The organism is Histidinibacterium lentulum, from assembly GCF_003789055.1.
Lineage (GTDB): Bacteria > Pseudomonadota > Alphaproteobacteria > Rhodobacterales > Rhodobacteraceae > Oceanicola > Oceanicola lentulus.
Window position 1 is genome coordinate 155,179 of record NZ_ML119081.1, and the last position, 21,315, is coordinate 176,493.

The window sequence follows — 21,315 nt, forward strand, 5'->3', positions numbered from 1 at the left end:
CGCGGGTTGCGCGATATCTTGTGGTGTGACCCGCGACATCATCCCCGATCATGCCTGAAACCCCGCCGCCCGGCGCCGTTCCGCTACGTCAGAGGACGCCGCCCGATCCCGGATCGCCGCTTGGCAGAATCACCGTGAAGCGGCTCCCCTGCCCCGGCTCGCTCTCGATTCGCAGGCGGCCACGGTGGCGATTCACGATATGCTTGACAATGGCGAGGCCGAGCCCGGTGCCACCCACCTCGCGGGAGCGGTGGCTGTCCACGCGATAGAACCGCTCGGTCAGCCGTGCGATGTGGTGGCTCGCGATGCCCTCGCCGTGATCGCGGACCGACAGGCGCACCCCCTGCGTCCGGAGCGGGCTCTCCGGCTGGGGCTTGCCGAGGGACAGCTCCACCGCAGGGCCGCCGCGGCCGTACTTGATCGCGTTCTCCAGCAGGTTGCTGATGACCTGCCGCAGCTGCTCGGCGTCGCCCGGCACCTCCACCCGTTCGTCGGGGACGCGCACCCGCAGCTCCAGACCCGCCTGAAGCGCGAGCGGGCGGACCATCTCGGCCACCTCGAGCACGAGGTCCGACAGGACCACCGGCTCCACCGGGCGCAGCCGCTCGTTCTCCTCGACCCGGCTCAATGACAGCAGATCCTCCACCAGCCGGGCCATCCGGGCGGCCTCCCGCTCCATGATGCCGAGGAAGCGGTCCCGGGCCGCCGCATCCTCCCGCGCGGGGCCGCGCAGGGTCTCGACGAAGCCGAGCAGGGCCGTCAGCGGCGTGCGCAGCTCGTGGCTCACGTTGGCTACGAAATCCCGCCGGATCTGCCCCGCCTCCTCCACCGCCGTCACGTCCTCGAAGGTCAGCAGCACCCCGGTGCCGCCCGCCAGACGCGCAGGCGCCGCGGTCACCCGCCAGGTCGTGTCGCGCCGCCCGGCCGTGCCGAGATACCGGGTCTTGCGCGGTGCGTGATCCGCGAAGGTCTGCTCCACCACGTCGAGAAGCTCGGGCTGGCGCAGGGCCGTGATGTAGTGCCGGCCCCTGCCCTCGTGCCCCATCAGTCCCGTCGCCGGCGGGTTCGCGGCGAGGATGCGCCCGTCGGGGCCGAGAAAGATCACCGGCACCGGCATCGCCGAGACGAGGGCCTCGATATCGCTCAATGTGCTCATCTGATCCTCACATGGCCGGAGCCGCCCGGAAAACGGTTGCCTCAGGCCCTCCGCTGCACGGGACCCGTCTCACATAAATGTTGACAGCCCGGCCCGCGACCGAAAATCCTGATCTCCGAGGGACAGAAACGGCCCTTGGGGCAGCCTTCCGGGGCTGATGGGCCGGTGAGGGGGACGGACCGATGTGTCAGGCGGTGCGGCTAGCGCCCATGCTGGAGCCTGTGGTTCTCGTGGTGGGCTCACGGGCGGCCTGGAGCGGACACCGCGGACGCCCCGCGCAGATGCCCGGCTTCCACTTCTGCGACTACGGCGAGCTGGGCCGCTTTCTCGGTACGGGGCCCGAGGTGGACATGGTCCTGTCGCCGCTCATGGCCAATGGCTTCGACGCGCTCGACGTGGCGCAGCAACTGGCCAGTTTCGGCTTCCTCGGACGCTATCGCGCGGTGGCCAACGACCTGCCGAACCCGGGCCTCGTGCGGCGTGAGGTCCGCCGCGCCGCGCCCTGCATCGATTTCGACGTCGTGCTCGCCGCCGACGTGGTCACCCTGCGCCGCCCCGCGCCGCCGCCGCACTAGCCGCCTCGACTCCGCGCCGGAAGGCGGCGATCAGGTCCTCGGGGGGCTCGATCCCCACGGAGACGCGAAAGAAGCCCTCGGAGATACCGACCCTTGCACGCGCCTCCGCCGGGACCGCCCGGTGCGAGGAGGAGGCGGGATGCGACAGAGTCGTGGAGACATCCCCCAGCGTCGGCGCGAAGGCGATGCCCTCTGCCCCCCGCACCAGAGCATTCGCCGCCTCGCGGCCGCCCTCGACCTCGAAGCTGAGCATGTTGCCGCCGCGCCCGCCCAACACGGCCATGGCGCGGTTGTGATCCGGGTGATCCGCGCGCCCCGGCCAGAGCACGCGCCGGACGCCGGGCATCCCCGTCAGCGCCTCGGCCAGCGCCTCGGCATTCGCCTCCGCCCGGGCGAGGCGCAGCTCGAAGCTCATCATGCCCCGCTCCGCCAGCCAGCAGTCGAAAGGCGAGGGCGTGAGGCCCCAGGTCTCGTTGGCCTCCCACATCGCACGGGTCAGCGCCGGATCGCGCGCCGCGACATAGCCCAGCGTGGTGTCGGAATGACCTGACAGCAGCTTCGTGACAGAATGGATGACGATATCGGCGCCCTCGGCAAGGGGACGGTAGAGCGCGGGCGTGGTGAACGTGTTGTCCACCGCCAGAAGCACACCTGCCTCCCGCGTGGCGGCGACGATGCCCTCCATGTCCGCGATGCGGATGGTGGGGTTGGAGACGACCTCCACCACCACGAGCTTCGTCTCAGGCCGGATCGCGGCACGGATCGCGGCGGCGTCCGTCACATCGGCGAGCGTGGTGTCGATGCCCAGCCGCGGCAGCTCGGCGTTCATCATCCGGAGCGTGCGGCCATAGAGCTGGTCCGCCCCCACGACATGATCGCCCGCCCTGAGAAGGCCGAGGAACATGGCCGAAATCGCCGCCATGCCAGACCCGGTGACGAAACCGCCATCGGCGCCCTCCATGCCGTCGATCAGCCCTGCCAGCACATCGGCGTTGGGATGTCCCTCGCGGGCATAGGTATAGCCCGCGCCGCTGGCATATTGCGCATCGAGCGCGTCGGGATCGGCGGAGCGATAGACGACCGAGGGCTGGAGCGGCGAGACGAGAGGGATGGCGCCGGCATGGCCGGGCCAGGCGGGACGGCGCGGGCTCATGTCAGCGCCCTCAGCTCTGCGCGGAAGAGGCGCGCGCGCTCCTGATAGCGGCGGGCCGAGGTGCGCAGACCCTCGATGGCCTCCTCGTCGAGCGCGCGGATCACCTTGCCTGGCATGCCCATGACAAGGCTGCCGTCGGGAATGTCCTTGCCCTCGGTGACCAGCGCGCCCGCGCCGATGAGACAGTTCGCGCCGATCCGCGCGCCGTTCAGGATCGTGGCGCCCATGCCGACCAGCGTGTTTTCCCCGATGGTGCAGCCATGCAGCATCGCCTTGTGCCCGATGGTGCAGCCCGCGCCGATGGTCAGAGTAAAGCCCGGATCGGTGTGAAAGACGCAGTTCTCCTGCACGTTCGAGCCCTGCCCCACCTCGATGGGCTCGTTGTCGCCGCGCAGGGTGGCGCCGAACCAGACCGAAGCATCGGCGCCGAGGATCACGGTTCCGATCACATGGGCGCCGGGTGCGACCCAGGCGCTGTCGTCAATGTCGGGGCGGCGGTCGCCCAGGGCATAGAGCATTACAGGCTCTCCTCGAATTCGGTCTGAAGCCGGCGGACATGGTCCACGAGCCCCGGCTGCTGCGGCCGGCGCAGGCGCTCGGCGGTCACGATGGTCTTCAGCTGCGCCTCGGTGGCGTCGAGATCGTCATTGACGAGGACATAGTCGTAGGCGTCCCAGTGGCTGATCTCATCCCAGCTTTTTTCCATCCTTTTTTCAATAACTTCCGTAGTGTCCTTGCCGCGTTCCTCGAGCCTGCGGCGCAGCTCCGTGATGGAGGGCGGCAGAAGGAAGATCGACAGGACGGAATCCTTCAGGGGCGAGTTGCGCACCTGCTGCGCGCCCTGCCAGTCCACGTCGAAGAGCACGTCGCAGCCCTGCCCGATGGCCTCCTCCACGGGGCCGCGGGGGCTGCCGTAGAAATTGCCGAAGACATGGGCATGTTCAAGCATCCGACCTTCCCTGACCATCTGCTTGAACTCCGCCTCGCTGCGGAAATGGTAATCCTGCCCGTCCACCTCGCCGGGGCGCGGAGGTCGGGTGGTGGCGGAAACGGAGAACCGGATCGTCGGGTCCCAGGCCCGCAGCCGCAGCGAGAGGGTCGACTTGCCCGCCCCCGAGGGCGACGAGAGGATGATCAGAAGTCCACGGCGGGCCAAGGGCTTACTCCACGTTCTGGATCTGTTCGCGCATCTGCTCGATGGCGGCCTTCAGCTCCAGCCCGAGGGCCGTCAGCGCCTTCGACTGCGCCTTGGAGCAGAGCGTGTTGGCCTCGCGGTTGAACTCCTGCGCAAGGAAGTCGAGGCGGCGCCCCACGGGCTTCCCCTCGGCGAGAAGCGCGCGGGCGGCGGCGACATGGGTGCGCAGGCGGTCGATCTCCTCGGTCACGTCCTGCTTCACCGCCAGAAGCGCCAGCTCCTGCGCCACTCGCGCCTCGTCGGCCTCCACCTCGGCCATCACCCGGGCCAGAGCCTCGCGCAGGGCGGTGCGGGCCTCGTCGCGGCGGGCCTCGGCGGCCTCGGCGGCGGCGTCGACGAGGCGCGCGATCTCCGAGAGCTGCCCCTCGATCAGCCGCTCCAGCGCCGCGCCCTCGCTGGCGCGCATCGTGACGAACTCGTCCAGCAGCGTCTCGAGATCGGCCATCAGCGCGGGCAGGAGCTCTGCATCGTCCTCGGCCTCCTTGGTGGCGATCACGCCCCGCGTGGCGAGGATGTCGGCGGCCGTCGCGGGCGCCAGCGCATGGCCCGTGGCCGCCGCCCGCTCCTCGATTCGGTGCAAGGCGCCCAGGACCCGGTCGAGCTGTGTCGCGTCGAGCGACAGCGACGCCGCCCCCCCGTCGCGCCCCAGCTTCAGCGACAGCGTCACCGCGCCCCGCGCAAGCCGCGCCGAGATCGCGGCCCGTGCCGCTGCCTCGAGACCCGGCACGCTGTCGGGAACCCGGAGCCGCAGATCGAGCCCGCGGGCGTTGACGCCGCGCAGGTCCCAGGCCCAGCTGCGATCCTCGTGGGTGCCGCGCCGGCTGGCGAAGGCGGTCATGGAAAGGGTCACGGTGGCAGCGCTCCCATCGGCTCGTCCGGCTCCGGCGGACTTACGAGGACAGCTGCACGGGGGCAAGGCGTTAACCCGTTAACACTTCGATAGCCATCTTCCCGCGAATCCCGCGTAGACTTAATGAAGAATGAAGATCGAAGCCGACTGCGGTGGGGGAGGCACCTGACATGCGCGATCACGAACCGAACGGGGATGCGCCGGTCCCGTCTGCCGCCGTCTTCGCGCAGGTCGAGGCCGCATGGTCCGAGCTCCGCCAGCACGCCGGCACCGTCCCGCTGCGCCGGGACCTCGACCTCACCCGGGTCGGAGAGGCCCTGCCCCATGCGTTCCTGATGTCGCGCGTCGCGCCCGGCGTCGCCCGCCTGCGCGTGGCGGGACGGGAGGTGACCGCGCTTCTGGGCATGGATCCCCGGGGCATGCCGCTGTCGGTGTTCTTTTCGGGCGCCGCGCGCGCACCGCTTGCGACCCATCTGGCGCGCCTGTTCGACGATCCCTCGATCCTCGACCTCCCCCTGCGCAACCCCGGGCGTTTCGGCCTCGGCAGTCGCGCGGGGCGGCTGCTTCTGCTGCCGCTCCGCGGCGACGACGGGGCGGTGATCCATGCGGTCGGCGTGCTCGCCGTCTCCGGGCGCACGAGACCGGGCCGCCTGTCGCTCGAGATCGCGCCGGGGCCGATGCGCCTCGAGACCGTGACCTTGACCGGTCCGACCCGGCGCCGGGGAGACCGACCCGGCATCCCGGCCGCACGGTTACGTCGTGCACCGTCGCGACCCGGACTCGCAGAACCCGGACTCGCAGAGGCGGAGCGTCCGTTCCTCAGACTGGTGGTCGACAACGACTGAGGCCGGGCCGCGCGCCCCGGCCCCGGTCGGCCGTCTCAGCCCGCGCGGGCCGCGGTGAGGGTCGCCCGCCGCGCGGTCAGCTCCTCGGCCACGAGGAACGCGAGTTCCAGCGATTGCGAGGCGTTGAGCCGCGGATCACAGGCGGTGTGGTAGCGGGCGGAGAGATCCTCGTCCGTGACCGCGCGCACCCCGCCGGTGCATTCGGTGACGTCCGCGCCCGTCATCTCGAAATGCACGCCGCCCGGGATCGTGCCCTCGGCGCGGTGCACATCGAAGAATTCCCGCACCTCGCGCAGCACCGAATCGAAGGGACGCGTCTTGTAGCCCGTCGCCGACTTGATCGTGTTGCCGTGCATCGGGTCGCAGGTCCAGACGACGTTGGCGCCCTCTTCCTGCACGGCCTTGATCAGCCGCGGAAGATGCTCGCCCACCGCCCCCGCGCCGAAGCGGGTGATCAGCGTCAGCCGCCCCGCCTCGTTCCCCGGGTTCAGCTTCGCCATCAGGGCCTTGAGGTGGCCCGAGGTCATCGAGGGTCCGCATTTCAGCCCGATCGGGTTCTGCACGCCAGCGCAGAATTCCACATGGGCGCCGTCGGGCTGCCGCGTGCGGTCGCCGATCCAGATGAAATGGCCCGATCCGGCCAGCCACTTGCCGGAGGTGGAGTCGATCCGCGTCAGCGCCTCCTCGTATTCCAGCAGCAGCGCCTCGTGCGAGGTGTAGAATTCCACCGTGGCCAGTTCATGGTTGGTGTCGCCGTTGAGGCCGGCGGCGTTCATGAAGTCGAGCGTGTCGGAAATCCGGTCCGCCATGGCACGGTACTGCTCGCTCTCCTCGCGGTCGGTAAAGCCGAGCGTCCACTGGTGCACCCGGTGCACGTCGGCGAAGCCACCGGTGGAGAAGGCGCGAAGGAGGTTCAGCGTGGCGGCGGCCTGGGTGTAGGCCTGGAGCATCTTCTCGGGGTTCGGCAGCCGCGCGGCCTCGGAGAAGTCGAGCTCGTTGATGATGTCGCCGCGGTAGCTCGGCAGCTCGAGGTCGCCCTTCATCTCGGTCGGGGCAGAGCGCGGCTTGGCGAACTGGCCCGCCATGCGGCCCACCTTGATGACGGGAACCTTGGCGCCGTAGGTCAGCACCATCGCCATCTGCAGCATGACCTTGAAGGTGTCGCGGATCGCGTCGGCGCTGAAATCCTTGAAGCTTTCGGCGCAGTCGCCGCCCTGCAGCAGGAACGCCTCGCCGCGGGAGGCCTTGGCGAGGTGGCTGCGCAGGCGGCGCGCCTCGCCGGCAAAGACGAGGGGGGGATATTTCGAGAGCTTCTCCTCCACCGCGTTCAGCGCCGCGGTGTCGGGATAATCGGGCATCTGCACCCGAGGCTTCCTGCGCCAGTCGGTTTTCTGCCACTCGCTCATGTCTGGTCTCCCGCGTCTGGTCCCATGCGCATCCGGCCATGGGGCTCCGGGCGCCTCCTATAGACCGGTCAACCCCCAGCGCCAACCGCGAAAAGCGGCGGCGCGGCCGGGCTTCCCTTGATCCGGGCGGGGAAAGCTGATGTGGTCCCGCGACGTTTTCGGAAGCCTGGACCTCCCGCCATGGACATCGAGATACAGACGGTCCCCATCGCGGATCCGCCGTCGAGGCCGCGCCGCTTCGTCTTCGTGCTACTGGACCGGTTCACGCTGCTCTGCTTCTCCTGCGCGGTGGAATCCCTCCGCATCGCCAACCGCATGGCGGGGCGGGAGCTCTATTCCTGGGAGCTGTCCGGCGAGGGCGGCGAGACGGCGACCTGCTCGGCCGGCATCTCTCTGGCGCTGACCATGGACCTCGGCGAGCTCGACCGGGAGGATACGGTCCTTCTGTGCGGCGGCATCGACGTGCAGCAGGCCACGACGAAGCGGCTGATCTCCTGGCTCCGGCGCGAGGCGCGCAAGGGGGTGACCATGGGCGGGCTCTGCACCGCGGGCTACAGCCTCGCCAGGGCGGGGCTGCTCGAGGGCAGGCGGGCGACGATCCACTGGGAGAACCAGGACAGCTTCGCCGAGCAGTTCGACGAGGTGACGCTGACGAAATCGGTCTTCGTGATCGACGGCAACCGCATCACCACCGCGGGCGGCACCGCCTCCATCGACCTCATGCTGAAGATCATCGCGGACGACCATGGCGAGGAGCTGGCCACGGCCGTGGCCGACCAGCTCATCTATTCGTCGATCCGCACCGACCAGGATACCCAGCGGCTCTCGATCCCCACCCGGATCGGCGTGCGGCACCCGAAGCTCAGCCAGGTCATCCAGATGATGGAGCACAACATAGAAGAGCCGATCAGCCCCTCGATCCTCGCGCGGGACGTGGGCATGTCCACGCGGCAGCTCGAGCGGCTGTTCCGGCGCTATCTCAGCCGTTCGCCCAAGCGCTACTACATGGAGCTGCGCCTGCAGAAGGCGCGGAACCTGCTGATGCAGACCGACATGAGCGTGATCAACGTGGCGCTGGCCTGCGGCTTCACCTCGCCGTCGCATTTCTCGAAATGCTACCGCGCCCATTACGACACGACGCCCTATCGCGAACGCGGCGCCCACGGGGCGCGGATGGCGGTCTGAGGGCCCGAGGGGATCAGGGCGGACGGCCTCCCGCGGCGCGGGATCAGAACTGCTGCATGATGTAGCCCGCGCTCGTGTTCACCTCGAAGCGGATCACGACGAGCTCTTCGCCCCGGTCGTGCAGCAGCGCGTAGAAGTAGCCGTACTGCTTGCCCGTCCAGAACGCCCGCGCCTCCTCGCGAAACCCGTTCCCGTGATCCACCGCCCTCATGAGCGACTGGTTCTCGAAATCTCTCGGCAGGGCCCGGGTGAGCTGGGCGTTCACCGCCACGAGCTCCTCGGCGGAGTATTCGTTGCCCCCTCCGAGGGCCACCACCAGTCCGGCGAAGTCGCGGACGCTGATCGTGTCGACGACATAGCTCTCGTAGCTGTCGTAATCGGCGAAGACGGCGGGCACGATGGGCTCCGCCGCGGAGGACTGTCCGAGGCAGAGGGCGAGAACGGCGGCGAGTCGGGCGGCGCGGGGGGAAGCTGTGGCGTCGACGGGCATCGGAACCTCCGGTGATATCGCTCGCGGAAGGCTAGCCCCGGGTGCGCGCCGGGCCAAGCGTCTGCCCGCCGCTACGCTGCTTCTTTCCTTTTGCGGCGGGCCGTTTTAGGTTTCCGGATGGAATAACGGTTCCATCAGGGAGTAACTGAATGAAAAGACTGCTTCTCGCCTCCGCGGCGACCCTCGCCGGCAGCATGGCCTTCGCCCAGTCCGACGGTGAGACCGTCAAGATCGGCGTCATCCTGGGCTTCACCGGCCCGATCGAAAGCCTGACGCCCCACATGGCCGATTCGGCCGAACTCGCGATCAACGAGATCAACGAGGCCGGCGGCGTGCTCGGCGGCATGATGCTCGAGTCCGTGCGCGCGGATTCGACCTGCATCGACAACGCCGCCGCCACCGCCGCGGCCGAGCGTCTCGTGACCTCGGACGGCGTCGTCGCGATCATGGGCGCGGACTGCTCCGGCGTGACCGGCGCGGTGCTCTCGAACGTCGCGGTGCCGAACGGCATCCCGATGATCTCGCCCTCCGCCACCTCGCCCGCGCTCTCCACGGCCGAGGACAACGACCTCTTCTTCCGCACGGCTCCGTCCGACGCCCGCCAGGGCGAGGTGCTGGCGCAGATCGCCATGGACGCCGGCGTGTCAGAAGTGGCGGTGAGCTACACCAATTCCGACTACGGCAAGGGCCTCTCGGACAGCTTCACCGCGGCCTTCGAGGCGATGGGCGGCACCGTGACGATCGCCGCGCCCCATGAGGACGGCAAGGCGGACTATTCCGCCGAGGTCGCCGCGGCCGACGCCGCGGGCGGCGAGGTGCTGGCCGTGCTCGGCTATTCCGACGGCGGCGGCGCGGGCATGATCCAGGCCGCGACCGACACCGGCGCCTTCGACACCTTCCTGATGGGCGACGGCATGTATGGCGAGGCCCTGCTGGCCAGCTTGGGCGACGTGATGGAAGGCTCCATGGGCGCCGTGCCCTGGGCCGAAGGCGAAGGCACCGATGCGTTCAACGACGCCGCAGAGGCCGCGGGCATCAACTTCGGCAGCTCCTTCACCCGCGAGAGCTATGACGCCGCGGCCCTGATCGCGCTCGCGATGCAGGCCGGCGGAGAGGCGACCCCCGCCGCCATCGCCGCCAACATCATGAACGTGGCCAATGCGCCGGGCGAGCCGATCCTGCCGGGCGAGCTGGCCCGCGGGCTGCAGATCCTCGCCGACGGGGGCGAGATCGACTATGTCGGCGCCACCAACGTGGAACTGATCGGACCCGGTGAAGCCGCCGGCACCTATCGCCACTACACGGTGACCGATTCCGCCTACGAAACGGTCGAATTCAAGTAAGGCCGGACGGCCTGCCGGTCCCCGTGCGGGGCCGGTCTTGACCCAATTGACGGCGCGGGGCATACCCCGCGCCGTTTATCCATGCACCGCAGTGTTTTCCGGGGCAGGATGAAGGATACCGCGGACGGGACCGCGGAGGGGCGAAGGGGACAGGGATGGCCGGACCGATGATCGAGGTGCGCGACGTGGTGAAGGCCTTCGGCGGCTTTCGCGCCGTCGACGGCGCCAGCCTCGAGATCGCGCGCGGCTCTGTGACCGGTCTCATCGGTCCCAACGGCGCGGGCAAGTCCACGCTCTTCAACGTCATCGCCGGGCTGCTGCCGCCCACGTCGGGCTCCGTGATCCTCGACGGCGACGACATTACCGGCCTGCCGCCGCACCAGCTCTTTCACAAGGGCCTGCTTCGCACCTTCCAGATCGCCCACGAGTTCAGCTCCATGACCGTGCGCGAGAACCTGATGATGGTGCCCGGCGGCCAGTCCGGGGAAACGCTCTGGAACGCCTGGTTCCACCGCGGACGCATCGCGCAGGAGGAACGCGCCCTCGCGCAGAAGGCCGACGAGGTGCTGGACTTCCTGACCATCGATCATCTGGCCGACGAGAAGGCGGGGAACCTTTCGGGCGGCCAGAAGAAGCTGCTGGAACTGGGCCGCACGATGATGGTCGACGCCCGCATCGTCTTCCTCGACGAGGTGGGCGCCGGCGTGAACCGCACGCTGCTGAACACGATCGGCGACGCCATCCTTCGGCTGAACGCGGAGCGCGGCTACACCTTCGTCGTGATCGAACATGACATGGATTTCATCGGACGGCTCTGCGACCCGGTCATCTGCATGGCCGAGGGCAAGGTGCTTGCCGAAGGCACGCTCGACGAGATCAAGGCCAACGAGCAGGTGATCGAGGCCTATCTCGGCACCGGGCTCAAGAACAAGGGCAAGCTGGCGGGGGCCGGCGCGTGATCCGGACGCTCCTGCCCTCCCTCGGTCTCGCGCTCCTCGCCCCGCCTCTTGCCGCGCTGGAATGCTACGACCTCGCCGGCACGACGGTGAGCTTCTGCCCGGACGCCGAGGTCTTCGACGGCTGGACCTTCGCGGAGATGGAGACCCGCATCCAGGGTGCGGACGCCGGGACCGTGCAGCTCGTCACCATCATGCGCCACGATCCCGAGCGGCTGACACCGGAGGCCCTGCGCGAGGCCGCGAACGAGGTGGCGCAGAGTTTCCTCGACCGCGGGATGGACGCGATGCAGCCGCTCCTCCAGGACCGGCCGGCGCATCCCGGCGCCGAGACCGCGCGTCTCGCCTTCCTCGTCGGGGGCGGCGACAGCATCTCGGCGATCACCGTGACCCTGGTCGGCGCGCCGGCGGGCACGTTCCTCGTCCAGACCGGCGTCCGGGAGGCCGGCTACGTCACCGAGGCCCATTCCGGCTTCGCGGCCGCCGCGCTCGAGGCCCTGCGCGGCCTGGAGGGCGTGGATTGAGACCGATGCTGCCGGTCCTCGCGCTCGGCCTCGCTATCGGGCCGGCGGCGGCCTTCGCGCAGGAGGGCTGCACCGAGCTGGGCGCGGACCTTGCCTTCTGTCCCGGGGGCACCGGATGGGAGGGCGTTCCGCTCGAGACGGCGGAGATCGGCCTCACCCTGACATCCGGAGACGTCACCCTCTCGATCCAGGCCGTCGAGGTGCCCGAGGACCCTTCCGCGGAGGAGCTGCGCCTGACGGTGACCGACATGGCCGAGCGGCTGATCGGCGACGACCTGTCCGCCTTCCGGCCGATCCTCGAGGACCGCCCCGAGACCGGCGCCGGCCTCGCCCTGCGCGTCGCCTTCGTGTCGGGCAGCTTCGACGAGCCGCTGGTCTTCGCGCTTACCATCGTGTCCACCGGCGGCGGCGTGGCGTTGATCCAGACGCGCGCCGAGGCGGAATATCTCGACGAAACCCATTCCGCGCTCCACAGGGACGCCATCTCGGCCCTGGGGGTGCGTCCGTGAAGCTCCCGGCCGTTCTCGCGCTCGCGCTGATCGTGGGGCTCGACCTGCGGGCCGAAGAGGGCTGCACCGCCCTGCCCTCCGGCGTGGCCTTCTGCGGCGCCGCGGCAGGTCTCGCTCCCGATGCGATCGAGCAGACGCCCGACGGCACCGCGCTTCTGGCCGCGCTCGGCCCCTACGGCCTCAGGGTGGAGGTGGCCGTGCTCTCGGCCTCCGCCACGACCGATCCGTGGTTCGTGCGCCGCGAGCTCGACGCCTTTCTCGCCGCGGAGCGTGGTCTCACGGAGGGCCTGCCGGAGCTGGCGCGCGACCGCGTCGCCCTCACCGACCGCGCCGCCGAGCAGGTCGTCTATGCGCTGGGCGATGGCGACGAGGCGGTGACCGTGGCCGATACCGTGGTGCTGGGCGACGGCTTTGCCGTCTACGTGCTGACCTACGATACCGGCGCAGCCTTCACGGCCGATCATGCCCGCACCCATGACGCGGCGCTTGCCGCCCTGCGCCTGCCGCCGCCCCGCGATCCGGATCTCTGGACGGTGCCCTCGGACCGCCCCGATCCGCGCCCGCTGAACCCGATGCCGCCCGGCGGCTGAGCCATGTGCCCTCCCGCCCGGGACGGCACGACGGAGGACGAGCCTGTGACCGACGCCTATTCCGACCGCGGCAACAAGGACCGCTCCATCGCCAATCCGCGCGACGGGGCGAGCATGTCCTCGTCGCTGAAGGGCGAGGCCACGCCCTCGACCGAGACGGCCTTTCTCGCCGGAATCGACATGACCGGCGGCTATGGCAGGGGGGCGGATATCCTGCACGCCTGCACCGTCTCGGTGGACCCGGGCGAGATCGCCGTGATCGTGGGCCCCAACGGCGCGGGCAAGTCCACGGCGATGAAGGCCGTCTTCGGGATGCTCGACCTGCGCGAGGGCCGGGTCGTGCTCGACGGCCAGGACATCAGCCGCCTTTCGCCCCAGGACCGCGTCGCCGCCGGCATGGGCTTCGTGCCGCAGGTGCGCAACATCTTCACCTCGCTCACCGTCGAGGAGAATCTCGAGATGGGCGCCTTCCTGCGCCGCGACGACATCCGCCCCACCATGGAGCAGGTCTACGACCTCTTTCCCATCCTGCGCGACAAGCGCCGCCAGCCCGCCGGAGAGCTGTCGGGCGGACAGCGCCAGCAGGTCGCCGTGGGCCGCGCGCTGATGACCCGGCCCAAGGTGCTGATGCTCGACGAGCCCACCGCCGGCGTCAGCCCCATCGTCATGGACGAGCTCTTCGACCGGATCATCGAGGTCAGCCGCACCGGCATCCCGATCCTGATGGTCGAACAGAATGCCCGCCAGGCCCTCGAGATCGCCGACCGCGGCTATGTGCTGGTCCAGGGCCGCAATGCCTTCACCGGCACCGGGCGCGAACTCCTCGCCGACCCCGAGGTGCGCAAGAGCTTCCTCGGCGGCTGACACCGGCCTCGCCCGGACGATCGCCACACCGACGCCGCGCCCGCGCCCCATTCGCGACCCATTGGGCACTCACGATCCCTGCGGAACGAGCCCCAGAACGGATGTTTCGCCGATGACCCGCCTGTTCCCTGCCCTGCCCGCCGCCGCCGCGATGGCCGTCCTCGCCGGTCCCGCCGCGGCCGAGAGCTACGCCTGCGCCTATGTCCGGGCCTGCGTGCCCGATGGGCTTTGCGCCCCTCACGAGACCGGTCTGACCCTCTTCGCGCCGCAGGTGGCGGTCGAGGGCGAAGGAAATGCGAACGACGGGGCGGACCAGACCCCCGGTACGGTCGTCGAGGGGAGCGACTCCGGTGCGGGCGGCACCCAGCAGTTCGGCGCCGACCAGCAGGGCAGCGTGCACTGGGGCATCCAGATCGTGCCGGTGTTCGAACCCGCCCGCGACCGGGACGACAGCACCCGCGCCTTCCTGTCGCTCGGGTCGTCGGAATACGTGCTGACCCTGCTGCCCGATCTGACCTCCGAACTCGCCTATTTCGTCAACAGCGAACTCGTCTCGACGCTCGAAGGCGCCTGCCTTCCCATCGGCGAGGACGACGGCGACGCCTGATCGCGGCGTCGTGGCCCCGCACCGTCCGGGTTTTTCGTTGCAGCCTCCCCGGCCACGGCCTACAACCGCTGCCTGATCCGGGTCGTCGCGACGACCCGTCCGGGGGCGGGGGACGCTGAGCTTGACGGATATGCTGAACGCCCTCGTGGCGCTTATGAACTTCGTGGTCATCCCGGCCACCGCCTATGGCGCGCAGCTGGCGCTCGGCGCGCTCGGCGTCACGCTCATCTACGGCATCCTGCGCTTCTCGAATTTCGCCCATGGCGACACCATGGCCTTCGGCACCATGGTGACGATCCTCCTGACCTGGGCGCTGCAGGCGGCGGGCGTCAGCCTCGGCCCCCTGCCCACCGCCCTCATCGCCATGCCCGTGGGCATCCTGGGCGCGGCCGCGCTGCTCCTGCTGACCGACCGCTTCGTCTACCGCTTCTACCGCGCGCAGCGGGCGGCGCCGGTGATCCTCGTGATCGTCTCCATGGGGGTGATGTTCGTCTACAACGGTCTCACCCGCTTCGTGATCGGCGTGGACGACCAGCGCTTCGCCGATGGCGAGCGCTTCATCCTGTCGGCGAACGCCTTCCGCGACTGGTCCGGCCTCGACGAGGGCCTCGCGCTCCGGACCACCCAGGCCATCACCATCGTGACCGCGATCATCGTCGTCGCGGCGCTCTTCTGGTTCCTGAACCGCACCCGCACCGGCAAGTCGATGCGCGCCTTCTCCGACAACGAGGACCTGGCCCTGCTGTCGGGCATCAGCCCGGAACGGGTCGTCATGGTGACCTGGCTTCTGGTGGCCGCGCTCGCGACCATCGCGGGCACGCTTTACGGACTCGACAAGACCTTCAAGCCCTTCACCTATTTCCAGCTCCTGCTGCCGATCTTCGCCGCGGCCATCGTCGGCGGGCTGGGCTCGCCCATCGGAGCCATCGCGGGCGGTTTCATCATCGCCTTCGCTGAGGTCGCGATCACCTATCCGCTGCGCAAGATCCTCTCCTACCTCCTGCCGGAGGCATGGGAACCCGCGGGCCTCGTCCAGCTTCTGGCGACGGAATACAAGTTTGCAGTCTCCTTCATCATCCTGATCGTGGTGCTGCTGATCCGGCCCACGGGCCTCTTCAAGGGCAAGGCCGTATGAGCAACTCCCTTCGCATTCCGCTCTTTTCGGGGCTCGTGGCGCTGCTGATCCTCGGAACGGGGATGGTGCAGGGCTGGAACTCGGCGCTGCTGATCCTGAACATGGGCCTCGTCTCGGCGATCATGGCGCTGGGGGTGAACCTGCAGTGGGGCTTTGCGGGGCTGTTCAACGTGGGCGTGATGGGCTTCGTGGCTCTCGGGGGCCTCGCCACGGTGCTCATCGCCATGGATCCCGTGGGCCCGGCCTGGGAGGCGGGGGGCCTCGGCATCCTCGCGGCCATGGCGCTCGGCGCCGCGACCATCGTGGCCGCGATCCTGACGTTCCGGGCGGCGCCGGCCCGCTGGCGGGGATGGGCCACCTTCGCGGTGATCGTCGTGGGCTTCACGATCTACCGTTCGGTCTTCGATCCGGCGCGGACCGCGGTCGAGGCCGTGGACCCGGCGGCCACCGGCTTTCTCGGCGGGCTCGGCCTGCCGGTGGTTCTCGCCTGGCCCGTGGGCGGGCTCCTTGCCGCGGGCGCGGCCTGGATCATCGGCAAGACCGCCCTCGGCCTGCGCTCGGATTACCTCGCCATCGCCACGCTCGGCATCGCCGAGATCATCATCGCGATCCTGAAGAGCGAGGACTGGCTGTCGCGCGGCGTCAAGAACGTCAACAACATCCCCCGCCCGGTGCCCGACGCGGTGGAACTCCAGGCCGATCCGGGCTTCATCGCCTTCGCCTCGGACTGGGGGGTCAGCGTGGTGGACGCGGCCAACATCTCGATCAAGCTCGGCTACACGGCGATGTTCTCCGTCGTGCTGGTGGCCCTGCTGATCCTGGCCCAGCTCGCGCTGAACTCGCCCTGGGGCCGCATGATGCGCGCGATCCGCGACAACGAGACCGCTGCCGGGGCCATGGGCAAGGACGTCACCCGCCGCCACCTGCAGATCTTCATCCTCGGCTCCGCGGTCTGCGGCATGGCGGGGGCGATGATGACGACGCTCGACGGGCTTCTCGTGCCCTCCACATACCAGCCCCTGCGCTACACCTTCCTGATCTGGGTGATGGTGATCGTGGGCGGGTCGGGCAACAACTACGGCGCGGTGATCGGGGGGTTCCTCGTCTGGTGGCTCTGGGTCCAGGTGGAGCCCATGGGCGCCGCGCTCCTTGCCGCGGTCACCTCGCTGATGCCCGAGGGCAGCGCGCTCGCGGACCATCTGATGGGCTCCGCAGCCCACATGCGTCTGCTGACCATGGGCCTCGTCCTGCTCCTGGTGCTGCGGTTCAGCCCGCGCGGCCTCGTCCCCGAGCGCTGACCCTTCCCAGGGGGCCGCGCCTCCGGTTTTTCTGGCCTGAAGTATCCCGGGGGCGTCGAAAGCCCCGGGCCTTCGACGAAGGGGGCAGCGCCCCCTCCGCCGGGCTCCGCCGGAGGCGGGGGCCGGCACAGGCAGCGCGGCCCAGCGGGCCGCACCGCATGCCTCGGCTACGCCAGCGACGTCACCCAGAGGATCGTCGCATCCTCGGGGCTGACGGAGACCACGTTGTGCCCCATGGCCGCATCGTAATAGGCACTGTCGCCACGACGCATGTCCACCGGTTCGTAGAACTCGGTGTAAAGACGGATCTCCCCGGTCAGCACATAGAGGAACTCCTCCCCGTCGTGCCGGACCCAGCCGTCGAACTCCTCGATCCTGCGCGCGCGGATGCGGGCGCGGTAGGGCAGCATCCGCTTCTGGCTCAGCTCCTCGGCAAGGAGCGTATGCTCGTAGGTGGCCGTGGCGTGGGCCGTCCCCTCTCCCATCTTCGTCAGCACCCGCCGCCCCGCCGCCGAGGTGTCGGAGGGGGGCGTGAAGAGCTGGGGAACCGTGATGCCGAGGCCGAGCGCGAGCTTCTTCAGCGCCTCGTAGGTGGGCGACATCTGCCCGTTCTCGATCTTCGAGAGCGTCGAGCGCGCCAGTCCCGCCTCCCGCGCCGCCTGCTCCAGCGTCCAGTCCCGCTCCTTGCGGAGCGCCCGCACCCGCTGCCCGAGATCCAGAGGCGGCGCGAGCTCGGTGCGCCCCCCGGCGCGGGCGATGCGGATGAGGCTCATGGGATCCCGGGTGGTCATGCGCCTGCCAGTAGCCCCAAGCCTCAATTCTTGCAACTCCGTCCACCCGGCGCTAGCCCCTTGTCCATGCCGCGCCCCCCTGCCGTGTCCTTCAACCTTGCGGAGCATGTGCTGGCCGCAGGCGCGGCCATGCCCGACCGGGTGGCGCTCTGCGTCCTCGGCCCCTCCCGCGCCGACCGCTGGTCTTACGGGCGGCTGATCTCCGCGGTTCGCGGTACCGCGACCGGCCTTCTCGAGGCGGGCCTCGTCCCCGGCGACCGCGTGCTGATGCGCCTCGGCGACACGCCGGGGTTCCCCGTCGCCTTCCTCGGCGCAATCGCGGCCGGCCTCGTGCCCGTGCCGACCTCCGCCGCCCTGACCGTGCCCGAGATCACCGCCATCGCCGCGGACCTCGCGCCAGCCGCGGTCCTCGCGGGCGAGGGCCCCGCCCTGCCCGACCATCCGGCCCCGGTCCTCGCCGGCGAGACCCTCCGGACCATGGCCGCCCTGCCCCCTGCACCCTGGCACCGGGGGGATCCCGAGCGGCCGGGCTACATCGTCTACACCTCGGGCACCTCCGGCCGCCCCCGCGGCGTCGTCTATGCCCACCGTGCGATCCTCGCCCGCGCGGCCATGCACGCTGGCTGGACCGGCCTCCTGCCGTCGGACCGCCTCCTCCATGCCGGCGCCTTCAACTGGACCTTCACGCTCGGCACCGGTCTTCTGGACCCCTGGACGCTCGGGGCGACCGCGCTCATCCCGGCAGCCGGCAGCGCCCCCGATCTTCTGCCGCTGCTGTTGCGCCGCCATGACGCCACGATCTTCGCGGCCGCACCCGGGGTCTTCCGCCGGATGCTGCGGCAGCCCCTGCCGACCCTGCCGACCCTCCGCCACGGTCTCTCGGCGGGCGAGAAGCTCCCCGAGACGATCCGCAGGGCCTGGGCGACAGCCACCGGCACGGCGCTCCACGAGGCCTACGGCCTGTCCGAATGCTCCACCTTCGTGTCGGGCTCACCCCTGCGCCCGGCACCCCCGGGGACCCTCGGCTTTCCCCAGCAGGGCCGGCGCACGGCGCTGCGCTCCGGCCAGATCGCCGTGCATCGCGGCGACCCCGGCCTGATGCTGGGCTATCTGAACGCGCCCGAAGAGACCGCCGCCCGGTTCGACGGCGACTGGTTCCTCACCGGCGACCTTGCCCGCGAAACCGAAGAGGGCGCCCTGATCTACGAGGGGCGCGCCGACGACATGCTCAACGCCGGCGGGCTCAGGGTCTCGCCCCTCGAGATCGAGACCGCGATGGAGGCCCATCCCGGCATCGAGGAGGCCGCAGCCTGCGATCTCCGCCCCCGCCCCGACACCACGGTCATCGGCCTCTTCTACACCGGTACGCCCCTCGACGAAGCGACGCTCGCGGCCCATGCCGCGACGCGTCTCGCCCGTTACAAGCACCCCCGCCTCTACATCCACCGCGAGACCCTGCCCCGCAGCGCGAACGGCAAGCTCCAGCGCCGGACGCTCAGAACCCATTGGGAGGCCGACCATGGTCAGGCTTGACATCATCTCCGATCCGATCTGCCCCTGGTGCCTGATCGGCAAGACCCAGCTCGACCGCGCGCTCGAGACCGCGGGCAACCCGTTCGAGATCGTCTGGCACCCGTTCCAGCTCAATCCCGACATGCCGCCCGGAGGCATGGACCGCGCCGACTATCTTCGGGCCAAGTTCGGCGATCCCGCCGGCGGCGACGCCTACAGGGCGGTGCGCGAGCGGGCCGAGGCAGCGGGCGTGGTGCTGGACCTCGACGGCATCACCCGGGTGCCCAATACCGTCGACGCCCAGCGGCTGATCCACTGGGCCGGGATCGAGGGCTGCCAGAGCTTCGTCGTCCAGCGCCTCTTCGAGGCCTATTTCCGCGACGGCCGCGACATCGGGGAGACCGACGTGCTCGCGGACGTGGCCGACGGCGCGGGCATGGACGCGGCGGTGGTGCTGCGGCTCCTGGCCAGCGACGCGGACCGGGAGGAGATCGCCGAACGCGAGGCCCGCGTCCGCGAGATGGGCGTGACGGCGGTGCCCACCTTCATCGTCGGCGGCCGCCATGCGGTGCCCGGCGCGCAGCCCCCCGAGCTCTGGCGTCGGGTCATCGCCGAACTGATGGACGGGCCGGACGACTCCGCGCCGTGACGGGCCGCCGCGCCCTCCTGCTCGTGCTCATCGTGATCCTCGTGGTCGCGGGCAGCACCGTGTTCTTCCGCCACGTCGAGGGGTGGACCTGGCTCGAGTCCTACTTCTTCACGGTGGTGACCCTGTCGACCGTGGGCTATGGCAACCTCATCCCCGCAACGGCGCTGGGAAAGATCGCGACGACGGTCCTGATCTTCTTCGGCATCGCGGTGGTGGTGGTGGCGATCCAGCAGCTGGGCCAGTTCGCCATCATCCGCAAGGCCGAGACCCGGCGCACGCTGCGCCGCGCCGAGGCCGAGCGTCAGAAGCGCCACGACCGGCAGCAGGCGCGCCAGAAACCGGCGGACGAGGACGACCGATGACCGACACCACCCGGCCCGCCGCGGCGACCGACCCCCGACGACGCCTCTCGGAGATCGAGTTCATCGCCCTCGTGGCAATGCTCACGGCGACCGTGGCCTTCTCCATCGACGCCATGCTGCCCGCCCTGCCGCAGATCGGCGCCGAGCTGTCGGCCGCGGCGCCCAATCGCGCGCAGCTGATCCTGTCTGCCTTCATCGCCGGCATGGGATTGGGCACGCTGATCACCGGGCCGATGTCCGACCGTTTCGGCCGCAAGCCTGTCATCCTCGGCGGGGCGGTGCTCTATATCGGCGGTGCGCTTCTCGCCTGGGCCGCGCCCACGCTGGAGACGATGCTCGCGGCGCGGCTGATCCAGGGCCTCGGCGCCGCGGCGCCGCGGGTGGCGGCCATGGCCATGGTGCGCGATCTCTATTCCGGGCGGCAGATGGCGCGGACACTGTCCTTCGTGATGATGGTCTTCGCGCTGGTCCCGGCCATCGCGCCCACGCTCGGTTACGGCATCATCGCCACGGTGGGCTGGCGCGGCATCTTTCCCGCCTTCGTGGTCTTCGCGCTTCTCGGCGCGGCCTGGCTCGCCCTGCGTCAGCCCGAGACCCTGCCCGAGGCCGCCCGCCGCCGCTACAGCCCGACCGATATCGCCGCCGCCCTGCGCGAGATGTGGGCCCATCCCACCGCGCGGCTCTCGACCATCGTGCAGACAATCGTGCTCGGAATGCTCTTCGCCACGCTGCAGACCACCCAGCTCGCCTTCGACCAGACCTACGGCCGGGGCGACAGCTTTCACCTCTGGTTCGGCCTGATCGCGGTGCTGGCCGCGAGCTCCAGCTTCGTGAACGCGCGCTATGTGGTGACCTTGGGCATGCGGGCGATGATCAAGGGCATGTTCACCGCACAGATCGCGTTCTCCGCCACGATGATCGCCGTGCTCGCCCTGCCCCTGCCGCAGGCGGTGGAATTCCCGCTCTACGTGATCTGGACGGTCAGCCTGTTCTTCCAGGCCGGGCTCTGCATCGGCAATCTCAACGCGCTGGCGCTGGAGCCGATGGGCCATGTCGCGGGGCTTGCAGCCACTGTGGTGAGCGCCGTGGGCACCCTCGGCGCCGTTGCGATCGCCGTGCCCGTGGGTCTCGCCTTCGACGGGACGCCCCTGCCCCACGCGCTCGCCACCTTCACCCTCGCCGCGCTCGCCCTCTGGCTCACGACGAAGATCCGCCGCGACACCGATCCGGACTGACAGCAGGTCCCGACCGGGCCAGTGCCCCGATATGCGCGCCGTGCGGCCCGAAGCGCCTCACCCCGGCTTCTTCTGGCCTGAAATA

The 21,315-nt window shown here is 70.0% G+C and carries 24 protein-coding genes; 16 read left to right on the forward strand and 8 right to left on the reverse strand.

What is annotated here, in order from left to right; all coding sequences use genetic code 11:
• Positions 1-88: 88 nt before the first annotated feature.
• Positions 89-1,156, reverse strand: coding sequence for a sensor histidine kinase (locus tag EAT49_RS00740; protein WP_123640315.1), 1,068 nt, complete (start codon positions 1,154-1,156; stop codon positions 89-91).
• Positions 1,157-1,338: 182 nt separating this feature from the next.
• Between EAT49_RS00740 and EAT49_RS00745 the strand changes: the two genes are divergently transcribed.
• Entirely contained in the window at positions 1,339-1,731 is a 393-nt protein-coding gene (locus EAT49_RS00745; protein ID WP_148078722.1) for a hypothetical protein, read from the forward strand.
• Here the strand turns inward: EAT49_RS00745 and EAT49_RS00750 are convergent.
• From EAT49_RS00750 to EAT49_RS00765, 4 genes are read right to left on the reverse strand one after another with little or no spacing between them, the layout of a single operon-like run.
• Positions 1,697-2,884 carry a trans-sulfuration enzyme family protein gene (locus EAT49_RS00750; RefSeq protein ID WP_123640317.1) on the reverse strand — a complete coding sequence of 396 codons (1,188 nt, stop codon included), beginning with the start codon at positions 2,882-2,884 and terminating at the stop codon, positions 1,697-1,699. The two genes, EAT49_RS00745 and EAT49_RS00750, sit on opposite strands and share 35 nt — an antisense overlap.
• Positions 2,881-3,402 (reverse strand): gamma carbonic anhydrase family protein, encoded by a 522-nt coding sequence (locus EAT49_RS00755; protein WP_123640318.1) that lies wholly within the window; start codon positions 3,400-3,402, stop codon positions 2,881-2,883. Before EAT49_RS00755 ends, EAT49_RS00750 begins: the two co-directional genes overlap by 4 nt.
• Positions 3,402-4,040 carry a guanylate kinase gene (gene gmk, locus EAT49_RS00760; protein WP_123640319.1) on the reverse strand — a complete coding sequence of 213 codons (639 nt, stop codon included), beginning with the start codon at positions 4,038-4,040 and terminating at the stop codon, positions 3,402-3,404. The genes EAT49_RS00755 and gmk overlap by 1 nt, the downstream gene beginning before the upstream one ends.
• 4 nt (positions 4,041-4,044) lie before the next feature.
• On the reverse strand, positions 4,045-4,929 hold the full coding sequence (locus tag EAT49_RS00765) for a YicC/YloC family endoribonuclease (RefSeq protein WP_246003714.1): 885 nt from the start codon (positions 4,927-4,929) through the stop codon (positions 4,045-4,047).
• A gap of 170 nt (positions 4,930-5,099) precedes the next feature.
• On the opposite strand from EAT49_RS00765, the gene EAT49_RS00770 reads away from it, so the two are divergent.
• Complete coding sequence (locus tag EAT49_RS00770; RefSeq protein ID WP_123640321.1) at positions 5,100-5,774, forward strand: PAS domain-containing protein; 675 nt, start codon at positions 5,100-5,102, stop codon at positions 5,772-5,774.
• 35 nt (positions 5,775-5,809) lie between these two features.
• Here EAT49_RS00770 and EAT49_RS00775 read toward each other — a convergent pair whose 3' ends face one another.
• Positions 5,810-7,180 (reverse strand): class II 3-deoxy-7-phosphoheptulonate synthase, encoded by a 1,371-nt coding sequence (locus EAT49_RS00775; protein WP_123640322.1) that lies wholly within the window; start codon positions 7,178-7,180, stop codon positions 5,810-5,812.
• Between the two features lie 180 nt (positions 7,181-7,360).
• On the opposite strand from EAT49_RS00775, the gene EAT49_RS00780 reads away from it, so the two are divergent.
• Positions 7,361-8,365, forward strand: coding sequence for a GlxA family transcriptional regulator (locus EAT49_RS00780; protein ID WP_123640323.1), 1,005 nt, complete (start codon positions 7,361-7,363; stop codon positions 8,363-8,365).
• 43 nt (positions 8,366-8,408) lie between these two features.
• Here EAT49_RS00780 and EAT49_RS00785 read toward each other — a convergent pair whose 3' ends face one another.
• Positions 8,409-8,855 (reverse strand): hypothetical protein, encoded by a 447-nt coding sequence (locus tag EAT49_RS00785; RefSeq protein WP_123640324.1) that lies wholly within the window; start codon positions 8,853-8,855, stop codon positions 8,409-8,411.
• Between the two features lie 149 nt (positions 8,856-9,004).
• Between EAT49_RS00785 and EAT49_RS00790 the strand changes: the two genes are divergently transcribed.
• The 9 genes from EAT49_RS00790 (at position 9,005) to EAT49_RS00830 (ending at position 16,681) form a co-directional block, all read left to right on the forward strand.
• Entirely contained in the window at positions 9,005-10,198 is a 1,194-nt protein-coding gene (locus EAT49_RS00790) for an ABC transporter substrate-binding protein (protein WP_123640325.1), read from the forward strand.
• 167 nt (positions 10,199-10,365) lie between these two features.
• Entirely contained in the window at positions 10,366-11,157 is a 792-nt protein-coding gene (locus EAT49_RS00795) for an ABC transporter ATP-binding protein (protein WP_123640793.1), read from the forward strand.
• Positions 11,154-11,678: a hypothetical protein gene (locus EAT49_RS00800; protein WP_123640326.1), complete on the forward strand. Its 525-nt coding sequence runs from the start codon at positions 11,154-11,156 to the stop codon at positions 11,676-11,678. Before EAT49_RS00795 ends, EAT49_RS00800 begins: the two co-directional genes overlap by 4 nt.
• Positions 11,675-12,187: a hypothetical protein gene (locus EAT49_RS00805; protein ID WP_185020599.1), complete on the forward strand. Its 513-nt coding sequence runs from the start codon at positions 11,675-11,677 to the stop codon at positions 12,185-12,187. The genes EAT49_RS00800 and EAT49_RS00805 overlap by 4 nt, the downstream gene beginning before the upstream one ends.
• Positions 12,184-12,777, forward strand: a complete 594-nt coding sequence (locus EAT49_RS00810) for a hypothetical protein (RefSeq protein WP_123640329.1) — start codon at positions 12,184-12,186, stop codon at positions 12,775-12,777. Before EAT49_RS00805 ends, EAT49_RS00810 begins: the two co-directional genes overlap by 4 nt.
• Positions 12,778-12,780: 3 nt before the next feature.
• Positions 12,781-13,641, forward strand: a complete 861-nt coding sequence (locus EAT49_RS00815) for an ABC transporter ATP-binding protein (protein WP_185020600.1) — start codon at positions 12,781-12,783, stop codon at positions 13,639-13,641.
• Between the two features lie 112 nt (positions 13,642-13,753).
• Positions 13,754-14,248: a hypothetical protein gene (locus EAT49_RS00820; protein ID WP_123640331.1), complete on the forward strand. Its 495-nt coding sequence runs from the start codon at positions 13,754-13,756 to the stop codon at positions 14,246-14,248.
• A gap of 130 nt (positions 14,249-14,378) precedes the next feature.
• Positions 14,379-15,383 (forward strand): branched-chain amino acid ABC transporter permease, encoded by a 1,005-nt coding sequence (locus tag EAT49_RS00825; RefSeq protein WP_123640795.1) that lies wholly within the window; start codon positions 14,379-14,381, stop codon positions 15,381-15,383.
• On the forward strand, positions 15,380-16,681 hold the full coding sequence (locus tag EAT49_RS00830) for a branched-chain amino acid ABC transporter permease (RefSeq protein WP_123640333.1): 1,302 nt from the start codon (positions 15,380-15,382) through the stop codon (positions 16,679-16,681). Before EAT49_RS00825 ends, EAT49_RS00830 begins: the two co-directional genes overlap by 4 nt.
• Before the next feature lie 167 nt (positions 16,682-16,848).
• Here EAT49_RS00830 and EAT49_RS00835 read toward each other — a convergent pair whose 3' ends face one another.
• Complete coding sequence (locus EAT49_RS00835) at positions 16,849-17,472, reverse strand: helix-turn-helix domain-containing protein (RefSeq protein ID WP_123640335.1); 624 nt, start codon at positions 17,470-17,472, stop codon at positions 16,849-16,851.
• Positions 17,473-17,538: 66 nt separating this feature from the next.
• On the opposite strand from EAT49_RS00835, the gene EAT49_RS00840 reads away from it, so the two are divergent.
• The 4 genes from EAT49_RS00840 to EAT49_RS00855 are packed head-to-tail and all read left to right on the forward strand — an operon-like array spanning position 17,539 to position 21,230.
• Positions 17,539-19,005 carry a class I adenylate-forming enzyme family protein gene (locus EAT49_RS00840; RefSeq protein WP_123640337.1) on the forward strand — a complete coding sequence of 489 codons (1,467 nt, stop codon included), beginning with the start codon at positions 17,539-17,541 and terminating at the stop codon, positions 19,003-19,005.
• On the forward strand, positions 18,992-19,633 hold the full coding sequence (locus EAT49_RS00845; RefSeq protein ID WP_123640338.1) for a DsbA family oxidoreductase: 642 nt from the start codon (positions 18,992-18,994) through the stop codon (positions 19,631-19,633). The genes EAT49_RS00840 and EAT49_RS00845 overlap by 14 nt, the downstream gene beginning before the upstream one ends.
• The gene (locus EAT49_RS00850; RefSeq protein ID WP_123640340.1) at positions 19,630-19,995 is read left to right on the forward strand and encodes a potassium channel family protein; all 366 of its coding nucleotides are present in this window, start codon (positions 19,630-19,632) and stop codon (positions 19,993-19,995) included. The genes EAT49_RS00845 and EAT49_RS00850 overlap by 4 nt, the downstream gene beginning before the upstream one ends.
• Positions 19,992-21,230: an MFS transporter gene (locus EAT49_RS00855; RefSeq protein WP_123640342.1), complete on the forward strand. Its 1,239-nt coding sequence runs from the start codon at positions 19,992-19,994 to the stop codon at positions 21,228-21,230. The genes EAT49_RS00850 and EAT49_RS00855 overlap by 4 nt, the downstream gene beginning before the upstream one ends.
• The last annotated feature ends 85 nt before the right edge of the window (positions 21,231-21,315 follow it).

Coding starts and splice junctions, on each gene's coding strand:
- EAT49_RS00830 (WP_123640333.1), top strand. CDS start 15,380: ATGAGCAACTCCCTTCGCATTCCGCTCTTTTCGGGGCTCGTGGCGCTG.
- EAT49_RS00775 (WP_123640322.1), bottom strand. CDS start 7,180: ATGAGCGAGTGGCAGAAAACCGACTGGCGCAGGAAGCCTCGGGTGCAG.
- EAT49_RS00840 (WP_123640337.1), top strand. CDS start 17,539: ATGCCGCGCCCCCCTGCCGTGTCCTTCAACCTTGCGGAGCATGTGCTG.
- EAT49_RS00790 (WP_123640325.1), top strand. CDS start 9,005: ATGAAAAGACTGCTTCTCGCCTCCGCGGCGACCCTCGCCGGCAGCATG.
- EAT49_RS00740 (WP_123640315.1), bottom strand. CDS start 1,156: ATGAGCACATTGAGCGATATCGAGGCCCTCGTCTCGGCGATGCCGGTG.
- EAT49_RS00755 (WP_123640318.1), bottom strand. CDS start 3,402: ATGCTCTATGCCCTGGGCGACCGCCGCCCCGACATTGACGACAGCGCC.
- EAT49_RS00845 (WP_123640338.1), top strand. CDS start 18,992: ATGGTCAGGCTTGACATCATCTCCGATCCGATCTGCCCCTGGTGCCTG.
- EAT49_RS00770 (WP_123640321.1), top strand. CDS start 5,100: ATGCGCGATCACGAACCGAACGGGGATGCGCCGGTCCCGTCTGCCGCC.
- EAT49_RS00780 (WP_123640323.1), top strand. CDS start 7,361: ATGGACATCGAGATACAGACGGTCCCCATCGCGGATCCGCCGTCGAGG.
- EAT49_RS00820 (WP_123640331.1), top strand. CDS start 13,754: ATGACCCGCCTGTTCCCTGCCCTGCCCGCCGCCGCCGCGATGGCCGTC.
- EAT49_RS00815 (WP_185020600.1), top strand. CDS start 12,781: ATGTGCCCTCCCGCCCGGGACGGCACGACGGAGGACGAGCCTGTGACC.
- EAT49_RS00855 (WP_123640342.1), top strand. CDS start 19,992: ATGACCGACACCACCCGGCCCGCCGCGGCGACCGACCCCCGACGACGC.
- EAT49_RS00835 (WP_123640335.1), bottom strand. CDS start 17,472: ATGACCACCCGGGATCCCATGAGCCTCATCCGCATCGCCCGCGCCGGG.
- EAT49_RS00825 (WP_123640795.1), top strand. CDS start 14,379: ATGCTGAACGCCCTCGTGGCGCTTATGAACTTCGTGGTCATCCCGGCC.
- EAT49_RS00745 (WP_148078722.1), top strand. CDS start 1,339: ATGTGTCAGGCGGTGCGGCTAGCGCCCATGCTGGAGCCTGTGGTTCTC.
- EAT49_RS00785 (WP_123640324.1), bottom strand. CDS start 8,855: ATGCCCGTCGACGCCACAGCTTCCCCCCGCGCCGCCCGACTCGCCGCC.
- EAT49_RS00750 (WP_123640317.1), bottom strand. CDS start 2,884: ATGAGCCCGCGCCGTCCCGCCTGGCCCGGCCATGCCGGCGCCATCCCT.
- EAT49_RS00795 (WP_123640793.1), top strand. CDS start 10,366: ATGATCGAGGTGCGCGACGTGGTGAAGGCCTTCGGCGGCTTTCGCGCC.